19 protein-coding genes are annotated in these 20,404 nt (G+C 71.3%); 15 read left to right on the forward strand and 4 right to left on the reverse strand.

Annotated features, from left to right (window positions below; all coding sequences use genetic code 11):
* Positions 1-72: 72 nt before the first annotated feature.
* The 13 genes from ACIQ7Q_RS16250 to ACIQ7Q_RS16310 all read left to right on the forward strand — a co-directional run bounded on the left by ACIQ7Q_RS16250 (position 73) and on the right by ACIQ7Q_RS16310 (position 14,337).
* Positions 73-1,344: a methylaspartate mutase gene (locus ACIQ7Q_RS16250; protein ID WP_403861392.1), complete on the forward strand. Its 1,272-nt coding sequence runs from the start codon at positions 73-75 to the stop codon at positions 1,342-1,344.
* Positions 1,341-2,330 (forward strand): ABC transporter substrate-binding protein, encoded by a 990-nt coding sequence (locus ACIQ7Q_RS16255; RefSeq protein WP_403861395.1) that lies wholly within the window; start codon positions 1,341-1,343, stop codon positions 2,328-2,330. The genes ACIQ7Q_RS16250 and ACIQ7Q_RS16255 overlap by 4 nt, the downstream gene beginning before the upstream one ends.
* A gap of 52 nt (positions 2,331-2,382) precedes the next feature.
* Positions 2,383-3,432 carry a DMT family transporter gene (locus tag ACIQ7Q_RS16260; RefSeq protein ID WP_403861398.1) on the forward strand — a complete coding sequence of 350 codons (1,050 nt, stop codon included), beginning with the start codon at positions 2,383-2,385 and terminating at the stop codon, positions 3,430-3,432.
* Entirely contained in the window at positions 3,429-4,472 is a 1,044-nt protein-coding gene (locus ACIQ7Q_RS16265) for an aspartate-semialdehyde dehydrogenase (RefSeq protein ID WP_403861401.1), read from the forward strand. The genes ACIQ7Q_RS16260 and ACIQ7Q_RS16265 overlap by 4 nt, the downstream gene beginning before the upstream one ends.
* Positions 4,469-5,569 (forward strand): aspartate kinase, encoded by a 1,101-nt coding sequence (locus ACIQ7Q_RS16270; RefSeq protein WP_403861405.1) that lies wholly within the window; start codon positions 4,469-4,471, stop codon positions 5,567-5,569. Before ACIQ7Q_RS16265 ends, ACIQ7Q_RS16270 begins: the two co-directional genes overlap by 4 nt.
* A 6-nt stretch (positions 5,570-5,575) precedes the next feature.
* Complete coding sequence (locus ACIQ7Q_RS16275) at positions 5,576-6,628, forward strand: TauD/TfdA family dioxygenase (RefSeq protein ID WP_403861408.1); 1,053 nt, start codon at positions 5,576-5,578, stop codon at positions 6,626-6,628.
* 334 nt (positions 6,629-6,962) lie between these two features.
* Entirely contained in the window at positions 6,963-9,191 is a 2,229-nt protein-coding gene (locus ACIQ7Q_RS16280; protein ID WP_403861411.1) for an acetate--CoA ligase family protein, read from the forward strand.
* Positions 9,192-9,259: 68 nt separating this feature from the next.
* Positions 9,260-9,976 carry an enoyl-CoA hydratase/isomerase family protein gene (locus ACIQ7Q_RS16285; protein WP_403862152.1) on the forward strand — a complete coding sequence of 239 codons (717 nt, stop codon included), beginning with the start codon at positions 9,260-9,262 and terminating at the stop codon, positions 9,974-9,976.
* 226 nt (positions 9,977-10,202) lie between these two features.
* A complete protein-coding gene (locus ACIQ7Q_RS16290) occupies positions 10,203-10,733 on the forward strand; it encodes a hypothetical protein (RefSeq protein ID WP_403861414.1) in 531 nt (176 codons plus the stop codon).
* A 152-nt stretch (positions 10,734-10,885) separates the two neighbouring features.
* Positions 10,886-11,731 carry a DUF4097 family beta strand repeat-containing protein gene (locus ACIQ7Q_RS16295; protein ID WP_403861417.1) on the forward strand — a complete coding sequence of 282 codons (846 nt, stop codon included), beginning with the start codon at positions 10,886-10,888 and terminating at the stop codon, positions 11,729-11,731.
* Positions 11,732-11,811: 80 nt separating this feature from the next.
* Positions 11,812-12,807 (forward strand): ATP-binding cassette domain-containing protein, encoded by a 996-nt coding sequence (locus ACIQ7Q_RS16300; RefSeq protein ID WP_403862155.1) that lies wholly within the window; start codon positions 11,812-11,814, stop codon positions 12,805-12,807.
* Positions 12,804-13,586 (forward strand): ABC transporter permease, encoded by a 783-nt coding sequence (locus ACIQ7Q_RS16305; RefSeq protein ID WP_403861420.1) that lies wholly within the window; start codon positions 12,804-12,806, stop codon positions 13,584-13,586. The genes ACIQ7Q_RS16300 and ACIQ7Q_RS16305 overlap by 4 nt, the downstream gene beginning before the upstream one ends.
* A 145-nt stretch (positions 13,587-13,731) precedes the next feature.
* The gene (locus ACIQ7Q_RS16310) at positions 13,732-14,337 is read left to right on the forward strand and encodes a flavin reductase family protein (protein ID WP_403861422.1); all 606 of its coding nucleotides are present in this window, start codon (positions 13,732-13,734) and stop codon (positions 14,335-14,337) included.
* A 34-nt stretch (positions 14,338-14,371) separates the two neighbouring features.
* Here ACIQ7Q_RS16310 and ACIQ7Q_RS16315 read toward each other — a convergent pair whose 3' ends face one another.
* Complete coding sequence (locus ACIQ7Q_RS16315) at positions 14,372-15,691, reverse strand: MFS transporter (RefSeq protein ID WP_403861424.1); 1,320 nt, start codon at positions 15,689-15,691, stop codon at positions 14,372-14,374.
* Between the two features lie 59 nt (positions 15,692-15,750).
* Between ACIQ7Q_RS16315 and ACIQ7Q_RS16320 the strand changes: the two genes are divergently transcribed.
* Positions 15,751-16,743: a GlxA family transcriptional regulator gene (locus ACIQ7Q_RS16320; protein WP_403861427.1), complete on the forward strand. Its 993-nt coding sequence runs from the start codon at positions 15,751-15,753 to the stop codon at positions 16,741-16,743.
* Here the strand turns inward: ACIQ7Q_RS16320 and ACIQ7Q_RS16325 are convergent.
* From ACIQ7Q_RS16325 to ACIQ7Q_RS16335, 3 genes are all read right to left on the reverse strand, one after another.
* Complete coding sequence (locus ACIQ7Q_RS16325; protein WP_403861430.1) at positions 16,698-17,159, reverse strand: GNAT family N-acetyltransferase; 462 nt, start codon at positions 17,157-17,159, stop codon at positions 16,698-16,700. The two genes, ACIQ7Q_RS16320 and ACIQ7Q_RS16325, sit on opposite strands and share 46 nt — an antisense overlap.
* Positions 17,160-17,227: 68 nt before the next feature.
* Positions 17,228-18,277: a Zn-dependent alcohol dehydrogenase gene (locus ACIQ7Q_RS16330; RefSeq protein WP_403861433.1), complete on the reverse strand. Its 1,050-nt coding sequence runs from the start codon at positions 18,275-18,277 to the stop codon at positions 17,228-17,230.
* Positions 18,278-18,354: 77 nt separating this feature from the next.
* A complete protein-coding gene (locus ACIQ7Q_RS16335; protein WP_403861436.1) occupies positions 18,355-19,266 on the reverse strand; it encodes an SDR family oxidoreductase in 912 nt (303 codons plus the stop codon).
* Positions 19,267-19,349: 83 nt separating this feature from the next.
* On the opposite strand from ACIQ7Q_RS16335, the gene ACIQ7Q_RS16340 reads away from it, so the two are divergent.
* Positions 19,350-20,276: a cyclase family protein gene (locus ACIQ7Q_RS16340; RefSeq protein ID WP_403861439.1), complete on the forward strand. Its 927-nt coding sequence runs from the start codon at positions 19,350-19,352 to the stop codon at positions 20,274-20,276.
* The last annotated feature ends 128 nt before the right edge of the window (positions 20,277-20,404 follow it).

Genomic DNA, 20,404 nt, shown 5'->3' on the forward strand with positions numbered 1-20,404 from the left:
GCCGTAGCCACCGTTTCGCATTCCCTGTCCAGCAATTCCGCAACGGCCACTTCCGCAGCAGCCGCTGTGCAAGTGCCGCGCCGCAGCCGTTTCTCAGCGTTCGTCCACGGGGCGAAGGAGGCCGGCCGGCTCGTTGTGCAGCCGCGCATGGGGTTCGCCGAGATACCCGTCATGCGTGAGGGGCTGCTCGGAGTCCGTGCGGCCCGGGCCACGGCCGTCGGCACGATCACCCTGGACAGCTACACCCGTGTCAACGACCACGATTCCGCCCGCGCCGCTCTGCGCACCGGAGCCGAGCTGAACGGCTTCCCGCTGGTGGCACACGGCGCCGACGCCACCCGCCAGATGCTGTCCGGCCTCGCGGGCAACGACTTCCCCATCCAGGTACGGCACGGTTCCGCCCTGCCCTACCCGCTGTTCGAGGCCATGGTGGAGACCGGCATCGACGCCACCGAGGGCGGGCCGGTCTCCTACTGCCTCCCGTACAGCAGGGCGCCGTTGTCCGAGGCCGTGAGTGCCTGGTCCCGTTGCTGCGACCTGCTCGCCGCGCAGGACGAGCAGATGCACCTGGAGAGCTTCGGCGGCTGCATGCTCGGCCAGTTGTGCCCGCCGAGCCTGCTGGTGGCGCTCAGCATCCTGGAGGGGCTGTTCTTCCAGGAGCACGGCCTGACCAGCATCTCGCTGAGCTATGCGCAGCAGACCCACCCGGGCCAGGACCTGGAGGCGATCGCCGCGCTGCGCAGGCTCGCCGGTGAGCGGCTGGCCGCCACCGACTGGCATGTCGTCCTCTACACGTACATGGGGGTCTATCCCCGTACGCCCGTCGGCTCCTTCCGGATCCTCGAGGACAGCGCGCGGCTCGCGGTGCGCAGCGGCGCGGAGCGGCTGATCGTGAAGACGCCGGCGGAGGCGCACCGTATCCCGACCGTCGCGGAGAACGTCGACGCGCTGGAGTTCGCCGCGGCGATCGCCGCCGACGAGCGGGCCGCCGGCAACCCCGAACTGCCCACGGACACAGGCCTGTACGAAGAGGCGCTGCACCTCGTCGACAGCACCCTGGAGCTGGGCGGCACGGTCGGCCAGGCCCTGGTACGGGCGTTCGCCCGGGGCCATCTCGACGTCCCGTTCTGCCTGCACCGCGACAACGCCAACAAGTCCCGTGCGTACGTCGACCCGCGCGGCCTGCTGCGCTGGTCCGACCCGGGGGCGATGTCGATCCCGGCGCACCCCGGGGGTGAGCGTTCGGCGCTCACCGCGCAGGGCCTGATCGACATGCTCGGTTACAACGAGCGCCGTTTCGACCGTGAGCAGTTGACCCGAACCCCGTTCCGGAGCCTGTCATGAGCGCTGTCACCATTGCCCCCGCCGTGAACGAAACCGCCCGTGGCACCTCGCCGGGCACGACCCTGGAGGAGGTGCGCCGGCGGGGTGTGCTGCGTGCCGCCGTGAGCCGCGGCATCCGCGGCCTGTCCCTGCCGGGCCCGGACGGCTGGACGGGGCTGGACACCGACGTGGCGCGCGCCGTCGCGGCCGCCGCGCTCGGCGACGCCCGGGCGGTGGACTGGCTGCCGTCCGCGCCGGCCGACCGGCTCGAGGCGCTGTCGGCGGGCGGCGCGGAGTTGACGGTCTGCAACCTGACGTGGACGCTGGGCCGGGAGGCGCAGTGGCCGGTGCTGTTCGCGGGCGTCACCTGCTACGACGGAGAAGGGTTCCTCGTCCGCGCCGACAGCGGCGTCGACGACCCGGCCCAGCTGGCCGGGCGGCGTGTCGCCGTGCAGGACGGCACCACGAGCGCCGCGAACCTGGCCGCCTGGTACGGGCGCCGCGGCCTCTCCGTGGAACCGGTCGCCTTCCCGACGCCTGCGGACACCCTGGCCGGCTACGCCTCCGGCGAGTGCGCGGCCTATGTGCTGGACCGGGTGGCTCTCGCCGGTGAGCGTGCCGTGCTCCCGGACCCGCAGGCGCACCGCATCCTCGACACGGCGATCTCCCGCGAGCCGATGGCCGCTGCCGTGCGCGACGACGACGCCGACTGGTACCGGCTGTGCCGCTGGGTGCTGCAGCTGCTGACGGCGGCCGAGCACCACGTCGACGAGGCGGGCGAAGGGCGGCGCGAGGAAGCCCTGGCGCAGGCCGCGGTCCTGGCCGGCCCGCACGGTCCCGCCGTGGGCCTCGACGAGGGCTGGGCGGCCAGGGTCCTGGCCGCGGTCGGGACGTACGCCGACATCTACGAGCGCAACCTCGGGGCCGCTTCCGGCCTCGGCGTCCCGCGCGGCCTGAACGAACTGTGGACCAGGGGCGGGCTGTACTACCCCGTCCCCCTGCAGTGAACGGCCGGGGCACCGCCGTGGCGCCCCGCACCCCATCCCAGGAGGGACTCTCATGAGTACAGAAACCCGCCCCGCAAGCACGGAGACGAAGGGAGCGATCGAGCTCACCGCCGCCATGGTGCTCTCCGGCACCCTCGGCATCTTCGTGGTGGAGTCCGGCGCGTCCCCGTTCAACGTCGTCTTCTTCCGCTGTGTGTTCGGCGCCGTCGCGCTGGGTCTCTACTGCCTGGTGCGCGGCCTGTTCAAGAACCACAACCTGACCCCGAAGAAGGTCGGACTCGCCGCGCTCGGCGGCGTCTTCATCGTCTTCAACTGGGCATTCCTCTTCGAGTCGTACGAGTCGACGTCGATCTCCGTGGCGACCGTCGTCTACCACACGCAGCCGTTCTACGTGGTGCTGCTCGGGGCCCTGCTCTTCCGTGACAAGCTCACGCGCACCAAGTTCGCCTGGCTGGGCGTCGCGTTCGTCGGTCTGATCCTGGTCGCCGGCGTCTCCGTCTCAGACTTCCAGGGCGGCGGCGACAAGACCTATCTGACCGGCCTGGGCTTCGCGCTGCTCGCGGCACTCTTCTACGCGCTGTCCACCGTCATCACCAAGCGCGTCACCGGTGTGAAGCCGCACCTCGTGGCGCTGATCCAGGTGATGCTGGGCATCCCGCTGCTGCTGCCCTTCGCCACCTTCGCCGACATGAGCGGCCTCGGCGCGGACTGGGGCTGGCTGGTCGGACTCGGCCTGATCCACACCTGCCTGATGTACGTCCTGATGTACTCGGCGTACCAGAAGCTGCCCACCGCCAAGATCGCGGTGCTGGCCTTCATCTACCCGGCCGTGGCCATGCTGTGCGACTGGGCCGTCTACGGTCACAGCGTCAGCCTGCTCCAGGCGCTCGGCATTCCGCTGATCATCGGCGCGAGCCTCGGCATCAACCTGGGCTGGACCTTCGGCCGCCGTCCTGCCGCGGAGCCGCCCGCCGCCTCCCCCGCGCCGGGGTCCGTCCCCACCGGGCCCGCGAACTCCACCGCACCCGCAACCACTCCTCGTCCCGAGGCCGCCGACACGCGTGCCGAGGGCGAGAAGATCACGATCGGAGACTCCCGATGACCCGTGTCACCGACGCATCCGCCCCGCGCATCGCCATCGTCGGAGCGACCGGCGCCGTCGGGTCGACGCTGATCGAGCTGATCGAGGAACGGGGCCTGCGCTACCGGTCCATGGAGCTGGTGGCCTCCTCGAGGTCTGCGGGCAGGGTGCTCACCGTCGACGACCGCGAGTACACGGTGCAGGCCGTCGAGGAGTTCGACTTCTCGAGCGTGGACGTGGCCTTCTTCTCCGCCGGCACGTCCGTCAGCGAGAAGTGGGTGCCGGTCGCCACCGCCGCGGGCGCCCTCGTCATCGACAACACGATCGCCTTCCGGATGGACCCGGACACCCCGCTGGTCGTGCCGCAGGTCAACGCACACGAGCTGGACCGGCGTCCCAAGAGCGGTGTGATCGCCAACCCCAACTGCTCCACGATCCCGCTGGTGCGGCTGCTGCAGTGCGTCGAGACGCGCTGGGGCATCCGGCACGCGGTGGTCTCCACCTACCAGGCGGCCTCCGGCCTCGGCTACTCCGGTGTCGAGGAGCTCCAGGAGGCCAGCCGCGCCTCGCTGCAGGGGCCGGACACCGACTTCGAACCCCAGGAGTTCACCCCGAACCTGGCGTTCAACGTCATCCCGAAGATCGACCGCTTCCTCGACTCCGGCTTCACGCTGGAGGAGCAGAAGATGCTGGTCGAGTCCCGCAAGATCCTCGGCATGCCGCACCTGGACGTCACCACCACCTGTGTCCGCGTCCCGGTCGCCAACTGCCACTCCGAGTCCGTCTACGTCGAGTGCCAGGAGCCGGTCGACCGCACCGAGCTGGTGGGCGTGCTGGCCGGACTGCCCGAGGTGGCCGTCCACGACCAGGAGGTCCGTACCGCGTTCCCGACGCCGACCACGGTCGGCGATCCCGACCACGTGCACGTCGGCCGGGTCCGTATCACCCAGAACAACCCGCGTGCCTTCTGGCTGTGGCTCGTCGCCGACAACCTCCGTATCGGCGCCGCCCTCAACGCCGTCCAGATCGCCGAGGAGCTCGTCGAGCGGGGCACGCTGTGACCGCACCCGCCGTCCTGAAGTTCGGCGGATCCAGCTTCCGCACCCTGGCCGCCTACGGCGACCTCGCCGCGGCGCTGGAGCGCCGCTTCCACGACGACGGCACGAAGCTCGTCGTCGTGGTCAGCGGCCAGCCGGGCGAGACCGAACAGTTCCGGGAGCGGCTCAGCCAGGTCAACCCGCACCCCGAGGACGAGACCGTGGCGGGTCTGCTCACCCTCGCCGACACGATCGGCGCCCAGCTGCTGGCCACGGCCGTGCACCGGCGCGGACTGCGCTCGACCGTGCTGGCCGGTCACCAGCTGGGCCTCGTCACCAACTCGGCCTTCATGTGGGCGCGGTTGGAGCGCACCGACCCGGCCCCGCTGCGCGCCGCCCTGCGGGACCACGACGTGGTCGTGGTCCCGGGCGGCCAGGCGGCGGACGAACTCGGCCGTCCCACCTGGCTCGGCAAGAACTCCTCCGACCTGTCGGCCGTGGCCGTCGCCGCGGCCGTCGGCGCCTCGCGGTGCGAGATCCACTCCGACGTCGACGGCATCTACAGCACCGACCCGCACCTCGTCAGCGGCACGCGCCTGCTGAGGGAGGTCTCGTACAACACGGCGGCGCTGATGTCGCTGTACGGGGCGAAGGTGCTGCACCGCAGGGCCGTGCGGCTCGCGCAGAAGCACCGGGTCGAGATCGCCTGCCGGCTCAACCGTGCGCCGTTCCCGGTCGGCTCCGTCATCGGCACGGCGGGCTCGTCCGTCGCCGCTGTGGTGCTCAACCAGCGGTCCGTGGCGCTGCGTTACGACACGGACGAACTCGCGGACCGGGCGTTCCAGGCCTTCCACGGCGCCAACATCGACACGATCCGGCTCACCTCCGGCCCGCTGGTGGCCGTCGTCGGCGGTTTCGTCGACCTGGAGGAATTCCAGCGGCGGCAGGGCCTGGTGCCCGGCGACTTCGCGGGTGTGCCGGTGACCGCCGTGCGCGGCAGCAAGGTCGCCACCCACCTCGCGGCCGGTGACGACGACGCCCTGCATCTCGCCCAGCGTCTCCATGACCAACTGAACGACCCGGCAGCGCCGTTCCCCGTATCCGAGCTCCAAGGAGTGTGATCCGCCATGACCGCCACCGTTGACCGCCCGCTCGGCGCCGGTTCCGGCACGCCGGCATCGCAGCGTCCCCCGACCCTGGGCACGGTCACCCTGCCCGACGGGGCCCGGGACGCCATCGGCGCCGAGCTCGCCGCGATGCCCGACCCCGACACGGACATCGACTGGGCCATGGCCCGCTACCACCAGATCTTCGCGTCCCTGCCGACGCCGCTGCTCCAGCAGGTCCTGGACTTCGGCCGGCACATCGACACCCCCGGTGTGACGCTCGTCGACAACCTGCCGGTGGACGCGAGCCTCCCGCCCACCCCGTCCGACGGCGGCCCGAGCCGCGACAAGGAGAGCTTCGTCGCGGAGGGGGTGCTGCTGGGGCTGAGCGGACTGCTCGGCGAGCCGCTCGGTGTGCTGACCGAGAAGGCGGGGCAGCTCGTCCATGACGTCATCCCGGTCGAAGGCGGCTCGAAGACCCAGACCAACCAGGGTTCGGAAGTCTTCCTGAACTTCCACAGCGACATCATGCACGACGTGATCGGCCGCTACGACGTCGCCAACCCCGACTTCCTGGTGCTCAGCTGCCTGCGCTCCGACCATGAGGGGATCGCCGCGACGCACTACGCGGACGCCCGCGACATCTCCGCGGCGCTCGACCCGCAGATGCTGGAGACGCTCCACAGCCCGCTGTTCCGGCTGAACGCGCCCGGCAGCTACACGAGGAACGTGGCCGGCGACGCGGAGGTGCTCTCCGACCCGGTCCCGCTGATCAGCGGCAGCGCGGACTGCCCGGAGATCGCGATCTCCGCGAACGGGGTCCGGGCGCTGACCGGCGGGGCGCAGGCCGCGCTGGACCAGCTGCAGGGCGTGTGCCGCTCGGTGGCGCACAAGGTGCTGCTGCGGCCGGGCCAGGCGCTGCTGATCAACAACCGCAAGGGTGTGCACGCGAGGTCGTCGTTCACGGCCCGCTACGACGGACGGGACCGCTGGCTGCAGCGCACGTACGTGCGGCGCAGCCTGTGGAGCATCCGCTACCGGGTGACGTCGGAGAACCGTCGCGTGCACTTCTGACGGCGGGGTGTGGACCCGTGATCCGCGGCCGACGCAGAGCCTGCTGCTCTGCGCGGCCGCGGCGGCGCTTGCGGCGGGCCCGGGGCCCGGCTCGTGGCCCTCGGCGAGCACGCAGCGCGGCTTCCCGGTGAGCGGGCGACGTGGGTTTCGGTGAGCGCGCGGCGCGGGTTCCGGCGGCCCGGGGCGTGGTTCTCGGCGGCGCGCGGCGTGGGTGGCGGTCTTTGTGGGCACAACGGTTCCTGACATGTAGTCAGTTCGCTAACCTGACAGAGCGTCAGTTACTGGCCGTGGCGACTCCGGCGCCCGGGCCATCGAGCGGGAGCGGAGACCAGCGATGCTCGGATCAACTCACGGCACCCTCACCTCCGGCCTCCGCGCGCGCGTCGTCGCCTGCGGCGACGGCCCCAGAAACGCCGTTCACGAAGCCGCCGGGGCGGCCGCGTCCGCCGGTGACCTCGACGTCAGCGGCCGCCCCCTGTACGCGCCGGTGCCGGACCTCGACCGGTTCTTCCGCCCCTCCTCCGTCGCCGTCGTCGGGGCGTCGGACGCCGAGGGCAGGCCCAACACGGGCATCACCCGCCAACTCGTCGACTGGGCCGCGCGCGTCGGCGCCCGACTGCACCCCGTGCACCCCACCCGTCCGTCCGTCTTCGGCATCGACTGCGTCCCCTCGGTGCGCGCGCTGCCGAAAACGGTCGACCTCGCCGTACTGCTGATCAGCGATCCGCTGCCGGTGATCGAGGAACTCGCGGAGGTCAAGGTGAAGTTCGCCGTGGCCTTCGCCTCCGGATACGCGGAGACCGGTCAGGAGGGCGCAGCCGCCCAGGCGCGGCTCGCCGCCGCTGTGGAGCGCTCGGGCATCCGCCTCCTCGGCCCCAACACCAACCTCAACGCCTTCGAGAAGTTCCGCGACGACCTCGAGGGCCCGGCGATCGCGCTCATCACCCAGTCCGGCCACCAGGGGCGGCCCGTCTTCACCCTCCAGGAACTGGGCATACGGCTCTCCCACTGGGCGCCCACCGGCAACGAGGCCGACCTGGAGACCGCCGACTTCATCTCGTACTTCGCCGAACGCCCGGAGGTCGGAGCCATCGCGTGTTACGTGGAGGGCCTCAAGGACGGGCGTTCGTTCCTGCTGGCCGCGGACCGGGCAGCCCGGCGCGGGGTGCCGGTCGTCGCCGTCAAGGTCGGCCGCACCGACACCGGCGCGCGGACGGCGGCCTCGCACACGGGCAAACTCACCGGCGCGGACACGGTGGTGGACGCGGTGATGCGGCAGTACGGCGTGATCCGTGTCGACGGCCTCGACGAACTCCAGGACACCGCGGCGTTGCTGGCGCGCGCCCGCAGGCCGGTGTCCGACGGCGTCGCCGTCTACTCCATCTCCGGCGGCACCGGCGCGCACTTCGCCGACCTGGCGACAGCGGCGGGCCTGCGCCTTCCGCGGCTGAGCGACGGCCGGCAGGCGGAACTGCACCAGTGGATACCGCCGTATCTCAACGTCTCGAACCCGATCGACAACGGTGGCCACCCGGTGGGCGACTGGCGAGGCCGCAAGATCATCGACTCGATACTCGCCGATCCGGACGTCGGCGTGCTGATCTGTCCCATCACCGGCCCGTTCCCGCCGATGAGCGACCGGCTCGCCCAGGACCTGGTGGACGCCGCCGAGGCCACCGACAAGTTGGTGTGCGTGGTGTGGGGGTCACCGGTCGGCACCGAGGCCGCGTACCGCGACACGCTTCTCGGCTCCTCGCGGGTGGCCACCTTCCGCACCTTCGGCAACTGCGTCACGGCCGTGCGCGCCCACCTGTCCCACCACCGGTTCACGACCCACTACCGCTCCCCCTTCGACGAGGCCCCGCGCACCTGCTCCCCGTCCTTCCGCAAGGCGCAGGCACTGCTGCAGCCGGGGCAGCTGAGCGAGCACGCGGCGAAGAGCCTGCTGCGCGCGTACGGGATCCGGGTGCCGCGCGAGCAGTTGGTGACCAGCGCGGCCGCGGCGGTACGGGCGGCGGGCCTGGTCGGCTACCCCGTCGTCATGAAGGCCTCCGCGCCGCAGCTCGCACACAAGACGGAGCTGGGCCTGGTGAAGATCGGCCTCACTTCCGCCAGTCAGGTGCGGGAGGCGTACCGCGAGCTCACGGACATCGCCCGCTACGAGGGCGTCGACCTCGACGGCGTCCTGGTCTGCCAGATGGTGGAGCGGGGCGTCGAGATGGTCGTCGGCGTCACCCAGGACGAGCTGTTCGGCCCGACCGTGACAGTGGGGCTGGGCGGCGTCCTGGTGGAGGTACTCCACGACACCGCCGTACGCGTGCCGCCCTTCGGCGAGGACCAGGCCCGGGCCATGCTCACCGAACTGCGCGGCCATGCCCTGTTGGAGGGCGTGCGGGGCGGACCGCCGGTGGACGTGGACGCGCTCGTGGAGGTGGTCCTGCGGGTCCAGCGGATGGCTCTGGAACTGGGCGACCAACTCTCGGAACTGGACGTCAACCCGCTGATGGTGCTGCCCCGCGGGCAGGGCGCGGTGGCTCTGGACGCGCTGGCGGTGTGCCGGTGAGCGACGACGACGTCCTGTCCGCCGTCACCGAGGGCGTCTCCTGGATCACCCTCAATCGCCCCGAGGCGATGAACGCGGTCACCTGGGACCAGCGGGAGCGGATCATCGCGCTGCTCGCCGAGGCCTCCTCGGACCCTGCGATCCGGGCGGTCGTCGTCACCGCGACCGGCAGGGGGTTCTGCGCGGGCGCCGATCTGCGGGGCGCGCCGCCCCGCGAACACATCGCCGGCGACATCGCCCGCACCATCCGGCTCGGCGCGCAGCGCCTGATCGGGGCCGTACTGGACTGCGAGAAACCGGTGATCGCGGCGGTCAACGGCACCGCGGCGGGCATCGGCGCGCATCTGGCCTTCGCCTGCGACCTGGTCCTGGCGGCCGAGGAGGCACGCTTCATCGAGGTGTTCGTCCGCCGGGGCCTCGTACCCGACGGCGGCGGGGCGTACCTCCTGCCCCGACTGATCGGCCCGCAGCGCACAAAGGAACTCATGTTCTTCGGCGACGCCCTCTCCGCGCAGGACGCGGCCCGACTCGGTCTCGTGAACCGGGTGGTGCACGCAGACGAGCTGGAGAAGACGGCACGCGCATGGTCGACCCGCCTCGCGACGGGCCCGACCCGCTCGATCGCCCTGACGAAACAGCTGGTGAACGCGTCTCTGGACGCTGATCGCGCCTCTGCCTTCGCGGCGGAGGCGGCGGCCCAGGAACTCAACATGACGACGCGGGACGCGAACGAGGGCGTGCGGAGCTTCATGGAACGCCGGACGCCCAAGTTCGAGGGCCGCTAGGGACGCATCGATCCGCAGAGTCGTCGACGTGGGTGGCACACCCCCGCGGTGGCACCACATGGCGCCACGAGAGGCACCAGAGCACCCACAAGTTCACGTGGCACCGCGGTGACGCAACTCAGCGCCAGCATGTTTCCGCAGGTCAGCACTGTGGCATCAGCCTCGACCCACACCCACTCCCCTCACGGGCTTGCGCATGGCATCACCGTGGTGCCACTATGGCGTCATGGACCTCACGCCGTATGTCGACACCCTCCGCCGCGAACTCGCGGTGGCCGCCGAAGCCGGCGGCGAAGAAGCGCGCGAGCTGGCCGAGCGGCTCACCGCCCCCCTGGAATCGGCGACCCGCCTGACGATGCTCAATGTGCTCTCCGCCGCGATGGACGAGATCACCCGTGAGCTCGCCCCCGGGTCGGTCGACGTACGGCTGCGCGGGCTCGACCCCGACTTCGTGGTGACGCGGCCGGCGGGCGACGAGGTGTACGAGGCCGGGAGCGGGCTCGCCGAGCCGCTCCAGGCACCGGCCCCGGCACCCGCCGAGGGCGACGACGGCGGCACCGCCCGCGTCAATCTGCGGCTGCCCGCCCACCTCAAGGCACGCGCCGAGGAGGCCGCGGGCCGCGAGGGCCTGTCGGTCAACGCGTGGCTGGTACGAGCCGTGTCAGCCGCGGTCGACGGCGGCACGCCATCAGGCCCGACGGAGAAGTCCCGCACCGCACGCACCGTCGGGCAGAGCTTCACGGGCTGGGTGCGCTAGGGCGCGTTGCGAAAGCAGCGCCGTCCGCCCGGAGGGCGGGGCGGGACTTTCGCCACACGCCCCGGCCACGCCCCGCCGCCCTTCACTTCACTTCACCCACACCACGTCCCACCAGCAGGGACGCCACGGAGACCCAAGAGGACGGGACAGTCATGCCTTCTTTCGACACCCCCGCAGCAATCTCGGCCACCGCCCACGTGGAGGCCGGATCCATCCGGTTCGTCGCCGCCGACCGGCTCGACACCCTTGTCGAGGTGCAGCCCCGCGACCCGAAGAAGGACCAGGACGTGCGGGCGGCCGAGCAGACCGAGGTCACGTACTCGAGCGGCCTGTTGACCATCAGGACACCCAAGCAGCGCTATTTCGTCGGGCGCACCGGCACCGTCGACGTGACGGTCGAACTGCCCGCGGGCTCGCAGATGGAGACGACCGGCGCCTGGGCCCAGGTGTACGGCGAGGGCCGGTTCGGCGAGGTCCGCGTGAAGACCTCGTCGGGCGACGTCCACCTCGACACCACCGGGCCGCTGCATCTGACCGCGTCCCACGGCAACATCACCGTGGACCGCGTCGAGGGCCCCACCGAGATCACCACCAGCTCCGGCAGCCTGCGCGTCGGCACCGTCGACGGCACGGCCGTCCTGAAGAACTCGCACGGCACCACGATCGTCGGCAACGCCCTGGGCGATCTGCGCGTGAGCGGCGCCAACGGCGACATCATCGTCGAGCGCGCCGAGGGCTCGGTCGCCGCCACCACCGCCCACGGCACCCTTCGCGTCGGCGACGTCGCCCGCGGCACCGTCCAGCTGGAGACCTCCTACGGCGCCATCGAGGTCGGCGTCCGCGAGGGCACGGCCGCCTGGCTCGATGTCAGCTCGGGCACCGGCCAGGTGCGTAACGCGCTCACCGCGTCCGAGAGCCCGGACGAGTCCGAGGACTCCGTCGGGATCAAAGCCCGTACCCGCTACGGCAACATCGACATCCGTCGCGCCCGGGCCTGACCTGCCCGATCTCGTCATACGCAAGGCCCCTTCACCGCTCACCACGCCTTCGAATGGAGGGCTCCATGCCTTCTTCTGTCATGCCCATGCCCAGACGGGACGGTCAGCAGTCACCCGCCGCCGTCTCCACCGCCGATCTGCGCAAGTCGTACGGCGACAAGACCGTCCTCGACGGCATCGACCTGCGGATCCCGTCCGGCACGGTGTTCGCGCTGCTCGGACCGAACGGCGCCGGCAAGACCACCACCGTGCAGATCCTGTCCACGCTCATCGCCGCCGACGGCGGCCGGGCCCAGGTCGCGGGCCACGACATCGCCACGTCACCGGCCGGTGTTCGCGCCGCGATCGGCGTCACCGGGCAGTTCTCCGCGCTCGACGACCTGCTCACCGCCGAGGAGAACCTGCTCCTCATGGCCGACCTGCTGCGCCTCGGCAAGCGCGAAGGGCGCAGGCGAGCCGAGGAGTTGCTGGAGCGGTTCGACATCGCGGATGTCGCGCACAAGCGTGCCGCGTTCTTCTCCGGCGGTATGCGGCGCAGGCTCGACCTCGCCATGACGCTGGTCGGCGACCCCCAGGTGATCTTCCTCGACGAGCCGACGACCGGCCTCGACCCGCGCAGCCGCCGCACCATGTGGGAGACCGTGCGCTCGCTGGTCGCCGGCGGCGTCACCGTCTTCCTCACCACGCAGTACCTGGAGGAGGCCGACCAGTTGGCGGACCGCATCGCGGTGCTCGACGGCGGTCGGATCGTCGCCGAAGGCACCGCCGACGAACTCAAGGCGCAGATCCCCGGCAGCCATGTCCGCCTGCGGTTCACCGAGCCCGACGAGTACGAGCGCGCGGCCGCCGCCTTCCCCGGCGCGGCCCGCGACGACGAGGAGCTCGCCCTGCGCATCGCGGGCGACGGCGGGCTCGACGCGCTGCGCACCCTGCTCGACCGGCTCGACGCCGCCGGCATCCGCGCCGCCGACTTCTCCGTGCACACTCCCGACCTCGACGACGTGTTCCTCGCCCTGACCGGCGACGGCACCCCCGGCACCGGATCCGCCCTCCACGTCAAGGAGACCCTGCGATGAGCACCCTCACCTACGCCGTACACGACTCGATGACGATGCTGCGGCGCAACATCAAGCACGCGTTGCGCTATCCGGCCGTGTCACTGGGCCCTGCCGTGACGCCCATCCTGATGCTGCTGCTGTTCGTCTACGCCTTCGGGGACTCGATCGGCGCCGGGATGGGCGGCGGCCGGGAGGCGTATCTGGAGTACCTGACGCCCGGCGTCATCATCATGGGGGTGGCGGCCGGGGCGATGTCGACCTCGATCGCGGTCTGCACCGACATGACCGAGGGCATCATCAACCGCTTCCGCACCATGAACATCACACGCACGTCCTTCATGACGGGGCATGTCCTCGGCAGCGTCCTCACCACGATGGTGAGCCTCGTCCTCGTCGTGGGCGTCGCCCTCGCCCTCGGCTTCCGTTCAGCGGCGAGCCTGCTGGAGTGGCTCGCTGCCGCCGGCCTCCTCACGGCCGTCGCGTTCGCCGTGACATGGCTGTCGTGCGCGCTCGGCCTGATCTCCAAGACCGTCGAGTCCGCGAGCAACAAGCCGCTGCTGGTCCAGTTCCTTCCGTTCCTGGGCTCGGCGTTCGTGCCGGCCGACTCGATGTCCCCGGGCCTGCGCTGGTTCGCCGAGTACCAGCCGTTCACGCCGATGACCGAGACACTGCGCGGTCTGCTCTCCGGAACGGAGATCGGCAACAGCGGCTGGATCTCGATGGCCTGGTGCGCCGGCATCGCCCTCGTCGGCTACGTCTGGTCGCGCTCGCTCTTCAACAACAGCACCAAGCGCTGAGCACCGGAACACCCAAGGGCGGGGCGCCCACTCTCCGGCAGGGAGTGAGCACCCCGCCCTTGCATGTCCGCCATCAGGCCGCTCCCCGCGCTACCCCTCATCGGGGTTCCCATCTGACGTATCGTCAGTTTCAATGGGAGGCGTGATGGGACACGCAGGGATGGCCGCCGCCGCCGTCCGCTATCTCCGCTCGGTCGGGGCGCCCACCGGCGTCGGGGTGTACGACGCGCCTGCGGCGCCCGCCCTGCGGGCCGTCGGGGAGGACGAGCGGCTGCCGGTCGCCGTCGGGGAGTTCCGCCGGGTGCTCGGCCACTTCGCGACCGGGGTCACCGTGGTGACCGCCCTCGACGCGGAAGGGCCCGCCGGGTTCGCGTGTCAGTCGTTCTCGTCGCTCTCGCTCGAACCGCCGCTCGTCGTGTTCATGGTCGGGCGCACGTCCACCACCTGGCCGCGCATCGCCCGCGCCGGGACCTTCTGCGTCAACGTGCTGGCGGCGGACCAGGGCGGGCTGTGCAGAGGCTTCGCGGTCAGCGGGGCGGACAAGTTCGCGGGGGTGGCCTACGGGCCGGCGCCGGTCACCGGGGCACCGCGGCTGGAGGGAGCGGCGGCCTGGATCGACTGCACGATCCAGACCGTGCACACGGGCGGCGACCATCTCATCGTGGTCGGCAGGGTCGAGTCACTGGACGCCGACGAGGACGGCGCGCCGCTGCTGTTCCACCGCGGCCGGTTCGGGCGGCTCGACCACTGAGCGGCCGGGCCGGACAGGGCCGGCCCGGGAGACATCACTGCGCGGCGGGCTCCAGCTTCGGGATCGGCTTGCGCCGGATCACCAGCGCCATCAGGGCCGCCGCGGCGCACAGGGCTCCGGAGGCGTACCAGACGACGTCGTACTTGCCGAATACATCGCGCGCCACGCCGCCCACGAAGGCGACCACGGCCGCGCCGACCTGGTGCGAGGCGAGGACCCAGCCGAAGACGATCGCACTGTCGTCGCCGTAGTGCTCGCGGCACAGGGCGATGGTGGGCGGGACGGTCGCAACCCAGTCCAGGCCGTAGAACACGATGAAGAAGAGCATCGGCGGTTGGACGGTCGGCTGGAGCAGTATCGGCAGGAAGAGCAGGCTGACGCCACGTAGCGCGTAGTAGACGGCGAGCAGCCGCCGCGCGTCGAAGCGGTCCGTGAACCATCCGGAGGCGATCGTGCCGACGACGTCGAAGACGCCGATCACGGCGAGCAGCGATGCGGCCGCGGTGATGGGCATGCCGTGGTCGTGGGCCGCCGGGACGAAGTGGGTCTTGACCAGGCCGTTCGTCGAGGCACCACAGATCGCGAACGTGCCGGCGAGCAGCCAGAACGGGCCCGTGCGTGCCGCCCGGAAGAGCACCGCGACCGCGCGCCGCGCCGCGCCGGGCACCGGGTCGGGCTTGGGCGTGAAGCCCTCGGCGCCGTACGCCGCGAGGCCCACGTCCGCCGGGTGGTCCCGCAGCAGCAGCCATACGAACGGGACGACGGCCAGCGCCGAGAGCGCGACGGTGATCGCGGCGGGCCGCCAGCCGTGCTGCTCGACCAGCCAGGACAGCAGCGGCAGGAAGACCAGCTGGCCGGACGCCCCGGCAGCGGTGAGGATGCCGGTGACCAGGCCGCGGCGCTGCACGAACCAGCGGTTCGTCACGGTCGCCGCGAAGGCGAGCGCCATGGAGCCCGAGCCGAGGCCGACGAGGACGCCCCAGTAGAGGATCAGCTGCCAGGGCGCCGTCATCCACACCGTCAGCACCGACCCGGCCGCGATCACGCTGAGAGCGACGGCCACGACCTTGCGAATGCCGAACCGGTCCATCAGGGCGGCCGCGAAGGGCGCGGTGAGCCCGTAGAGCGCCAGATTGACCGAGACGGCGAAGCCGATCATTCCGCGCGACCACGTGAACTCCGAGTGCAGCGGCCCGATCAGGAGGCCCGGCAGGGACGCGAAGGCTGCGGCGCCGATGATCGTCACGAAGGTGACGGCGGCGACGAACCAGGCTCGGTGGACACGGGGCGGACGGCGCAGAGCACTGCCCTGAGCAGCGGGGAGATTGGTTGTCTGGGGCACGTCACCCAGCATCCGATGCCGTTTCGTCCGCAACGAGTGGCCCGAGGGACAGCATTCGATAGGATCGGGCCATGAATGAGGTGACACCGCATCGCGTGGTCGTCCTGGCGCTGACCGGGCTGCTCCCCTTCGAGCTCGGCATCCCGCACCGGATCTTCGGCCGCGCCAAGGACCCGGCGGGACGCCCGCTGTACGAGATCGTCACCTGCGGGATCAGGCCGGGGCCGGTCATGACGGACGCCGACTTCGCCGTGACCGTGGAACACGGCCCCGAGGCGCTCGCCACCGCCGACACCGTCGTCGTCCCCGCCTCCTACGAGCTCGGGCCCGTGTTCGATGAAGGCCGGCTCCCGGACGAGCTCGCCGCCGCCCTCGAGCACGTGCGGCCCGGCACCCGCATGGTGTCCATCTGCACCGGCGGCTACGTGCTCGCCGCGGCCGGGTACCTCGACGGCCGCCCCGCGACCACCCACTGGTCCTCGGCCGAGCACTTCCAGCGGCTCTTCCCGTCCGTCAAGGTCGACGCGGACGTCCTGTTCATCGACGACGGCGACGTGCTCACCTCCGCGGGGGTCGCCGCCGGCATCGACCTGTGTCTGCACATCGTGCGCCGCGACCACGGCACGGCTGTCGCCAACGACGTCGCGCGCCGCACCGTGGTACCGCCGCACCGGGACGGCGGGCAGGCCCAGTACATCCACCGGCCCGTCCCCGAGCCGCAGGTCGCGACCACCGCGACCGCGCGGGCCTGGGCGCTCGGCCGGCTCCACGAGCCGCTGCAGCTGCGGGACATGGCCGACCAGGAAGCGATGTCGGTCCGGACCTTCACCCGGCGTTTCCGCGAGGAGGTCGGCATCAGCCCCGGGCAGTGGCTCAGTCAGCAGCGCGTGGAACGGGCCCGGCATCTCCTGGAGTCGACGGATCTGTCGGTGGACCAGGTGGCGCGGGACGCCGGCTTCGGCACGGCCCAGTCCATGCGCCAGCACCTGCAAACGACACTCGGTGTGCCGCCCACGGTCTACCGGCGCACCTTCCGCGCGGGAGCCAGCCGCAGATCGATGTAGGGGACGGTGTCGCCGGGAAGCACGTATCGCTCGATCTCCAGGAACCCGCGTGTCAGCGCGAACCGCAGCCCTTCGACGTTGGTCGCCAATACGACCGTCTCGATCACCTCGGCGCCGAGGGCCCGCGCCCGGTCCAGCCCTCGCGTCCAGAGTTCGGCGCCGAACCCCTGGTTCCGGTGGGCGGGGAGCACCCGGGCGATCACCGTGGCCGTGGACGACTCGTCCGTGGGCGGGCGCACGGTCGAGCAGCCCACGAGTTCGTCGCCGGCGTACGCGACCTCCAAGTGGTGGCGCACGGCACGCTCCCGCACCTCGTCGAGATCCATGGCGGCCGGAGGAACGATCAGATTGTGGACGTGCCGCCAGTCCTCGAGCGCGGCGTCGCCCTTCACCTGTTCGATGCGAAGGTGGGTCATCGCAGCAGACAACCCGTACGCACCGTTGGACGTCAACTGCCTGTCGGCGAAGGTGACCTGTGCACCGCTCAGAAGGTGAGCACGCCGCGGGCGACCCGGCCGTGCTCGGCGTCCTCGGCCGCCTTCGCGAAGTCCTCGACGGGGTACGTCGCGGTGACCAGTTCGTCGAGGAGCAGCCGGCCCTGCCGGTACAGCTCGGCGTAGAGCGCGATGTCGTGCTGCGGGCGCGAGGAGCCGTAGCGGCAGCCGAGCACCGACTTGTCCAGGAACATCGCGGCGGGCACGAACGACGCCTCCGCCGTCGCCGCCGGCATGCCCAGCAGGACCGCCTGGCCCCGGCGGTCGAGCAGGTCGATCGCCTGCCGTACGAGCGCGGTGCTGCCGACGCATTCGAAGACGTGGTCCGCGCCGGTCGGCAGGATCTCCCGTACGCCCTCGGTGGAGGAGAGGAAGTGCGTCGCGCCGAACTGCCGGGCGACAACCTCCTTCGCGGGGTTCGAGTCGACCGCGACGATCGCGCCGGCGCCCGCGATCCGTGCGCCCTGGAGGACGTTGAGGCCGATGCCGCCCGTGCCGATGACAACGACGGTGTCCCCGCGGTCGACCCTGGCACGGTTCAGTACGGCTCCCACGCCGGTCAGGACGCCACAGCCGATCAGCGCGGCCGAGGTCAGCGGGATGTCGTCCGGGATCTTCACCGCCTGTACGGCCTTGACGATCGTCCGCTCGGCGAAGGCGGAGTTGGAGGCGAACTGGAACAGGGGCACGCCGGCGCGTGAGAAGGGGCGACCGGGGCGGCCGATGGCCCTGCGGCACATGGTGGGGCGGCCCCGGTCGCAGTCGGCGCAGGCACCGCAGTTGGCGAGGGTCGACAACGAGACATGGTCGCCGGGGGCGACATGGCCGACGCCGGGGCCGATCGCCGTGACGACGCCCGCGCCCTCGTGACCGAGGACGACCGGTACGGGGAAGGGGATCGTCCCGTCGATCACGGACAGGTCGCTGTGGCACAGCCCGGCGGCCGCGACCTCGACCATGACCTCGCCCGGGCCCACATCCCGTATCTCCAGATCGTCGACGACCCGGACCCGTTCCCCGTCATACACGACACCCTTCACCGTGGCTCCTTCGGCAGGCCGAGCACCCGCTCGGCGGTGGTTGTCCGGGTGCCGGCCCGCCCGGGCCCGCGGCCGGATCAGGTATTGGGGCGGTCGCCGCGGGACGCCGCCGCGGACATGGCCTCCAGCTGCGCCAGCAGCGGCATCGGGTCGGTGCCGACGGTGCCGGGGAGGAAATCGGCTATGCGCTCGGGGGTCCAGGGGCCCTCTCCGTAAGCCGCCCGCAGCTCCCTCGGCTGGGCCCACACCGCGATCTTGGGGCCGGCAACCGTGTAGACCTGTCCGGTGATCCTCTCCTCGCGGGCCCGGTCGGAGAGGAGGTAGACGACCAGGGCGGCGACATCCTCCGGACCGCCGATCTCCTTGAGCTCCATGGGGACGCCCGCCGACATACGGGTGCGTGCGACCGGGGCCACCGCGTTCGCCGTGACGCCGTACTTGTGGAGGCCGAGCGCCGCGCTGCGGACGAGCGAGATGATGCCGCCCTTGGCCGCCGAGTAGTTCGCCTGGGACACGCTGCCCTGGTGGTTGCCGCTGGTGAAGCCGATCAGGGTGCCGGAGCGCTGGTTCCGCATCACCGCCGACGCGGCGCGGAAGACCGTGAAGGTGCCTTTGAGGTGGGTGGCGAGGACCGGGTCCCACTCCTCCTCCGACATGTTGAACAGCATCCGTTCGCGGAGGATCCCGGCGACGCACACGACCCCGTCCAGGCGCCCGTACTCGGTGAGCGCCACGTCCACGACCCGCTGTCCACCCGTCATCGTGGCGATGTCGTCGGCCACCGCGACGGCCTGCCCGCCGGCCGCCTCGATCTCCTTGACGACACCCGCCGCGATCTGCGACGTGGGCGCGGATCCCTCGACCGAGACGCCGTAGTCGTTGACGACGACGCGGGCGCCCTCCGCGGCGCAGGCCAGCGCGACCGCCCGTCCGATGCCGCGGCCCGCGCCGGTCACGGCGACGACCTTGCCTGTCAAGAAGTTCCCCACGACCGGCCCCTTCCCGCAGTTTCTGACGGACCGTTAGATTCTAGGGTCAGTCCGATGCATGAGCACAAGCCCCGGGAGGCCCAATGTCACTGCCGGCCGAGTTCCACGACATCGCCAAGCGCGTGAACAACTGGGGGCGCTGGGGAGAGGGCGACGAGATCGGTACCCTCAACCTGATCAACGGCGAGGTGGTGAGGAACGCAGCCGCCGCGGTCCGCAGCGGCCTGCGGATCCCTCTCGCGCTCCCCCTCCAGCAGGAGGGAGTGCAGACAGGCGTCATCCCGGGCCGGGTGAACCCCCTGCACACGATGGTCCAGATCAACCATGAGCTGTTCGGCCCGGGCACCGTCGCCACCAGCGACGACACCGTGACGATGGGACTGCAGGCGGCCACCCACTGGGACGCGCTGACCCATGTCTCGCACTCCGGCCGGATCTACAACGGCCGCCCCGCCGACTCCATCACGCCGCACGACCGCGCCCGCTTCAGCGGCATCGACAAGGCCACGCCCGTCGTCTCACGGGGTGTGCTGCTGGATGTGGCACGCGCGAAGGGGCAGGACCGGCTGCCCGGCGACCACGCCGTCACTCCGGAGGATCTGGACGAAGCGGCGGAGTACGGCGGCGTCACCGTCCGATCCGGCGACATCGTCCTGGTGCGGACGGGGCAGATGCAGCTCTTCCTGGCCGGCGACCGGCACGGCTACGCGTATCCGTCGCCAGGGCTGTCCCTCCGTACGCCCGAGTGGTTCCACGCCCACGATGTCGCCGCCGTGGCGAACGACACGCTCACTTTTGAGATCTTCCCGCCGGAGATCGAGAACCTGTGGCTGCCGGTGCACGCGCTCGATCTCGTGGAGATGGGCATGCTGCAGGGCCAGAACTGGAATCTGGAAAAGTTGTCCACAGCCTGTGCACAGGAACGGCAGTACACGTTCCTGCTGTGCGCCATGCCGGAGCCGTTCGTCGGCGGCACCGGCACACCGGTCGCCCCCGTGGTCGTGCTCTGACCTTCGGATGGTCGGACTGTCGGAACATTCGAGCCGCCGCAGGTTCGGGCCGTCGGACATTCGGGGCGGCGAGCGTTCGGGCCGCAGAAAGTTCGGGCCGTTGGACATTCGGGGCGACGAGCATCCGG

This window comes from Streptomyces sp. NPDC096176 (assembly GCF_044763255.1).
Lineage (GTDB): Bacteria > Actinomycetota > Actinomycetes > Streptomycetales > Streptomycetaceae > Streptomyces.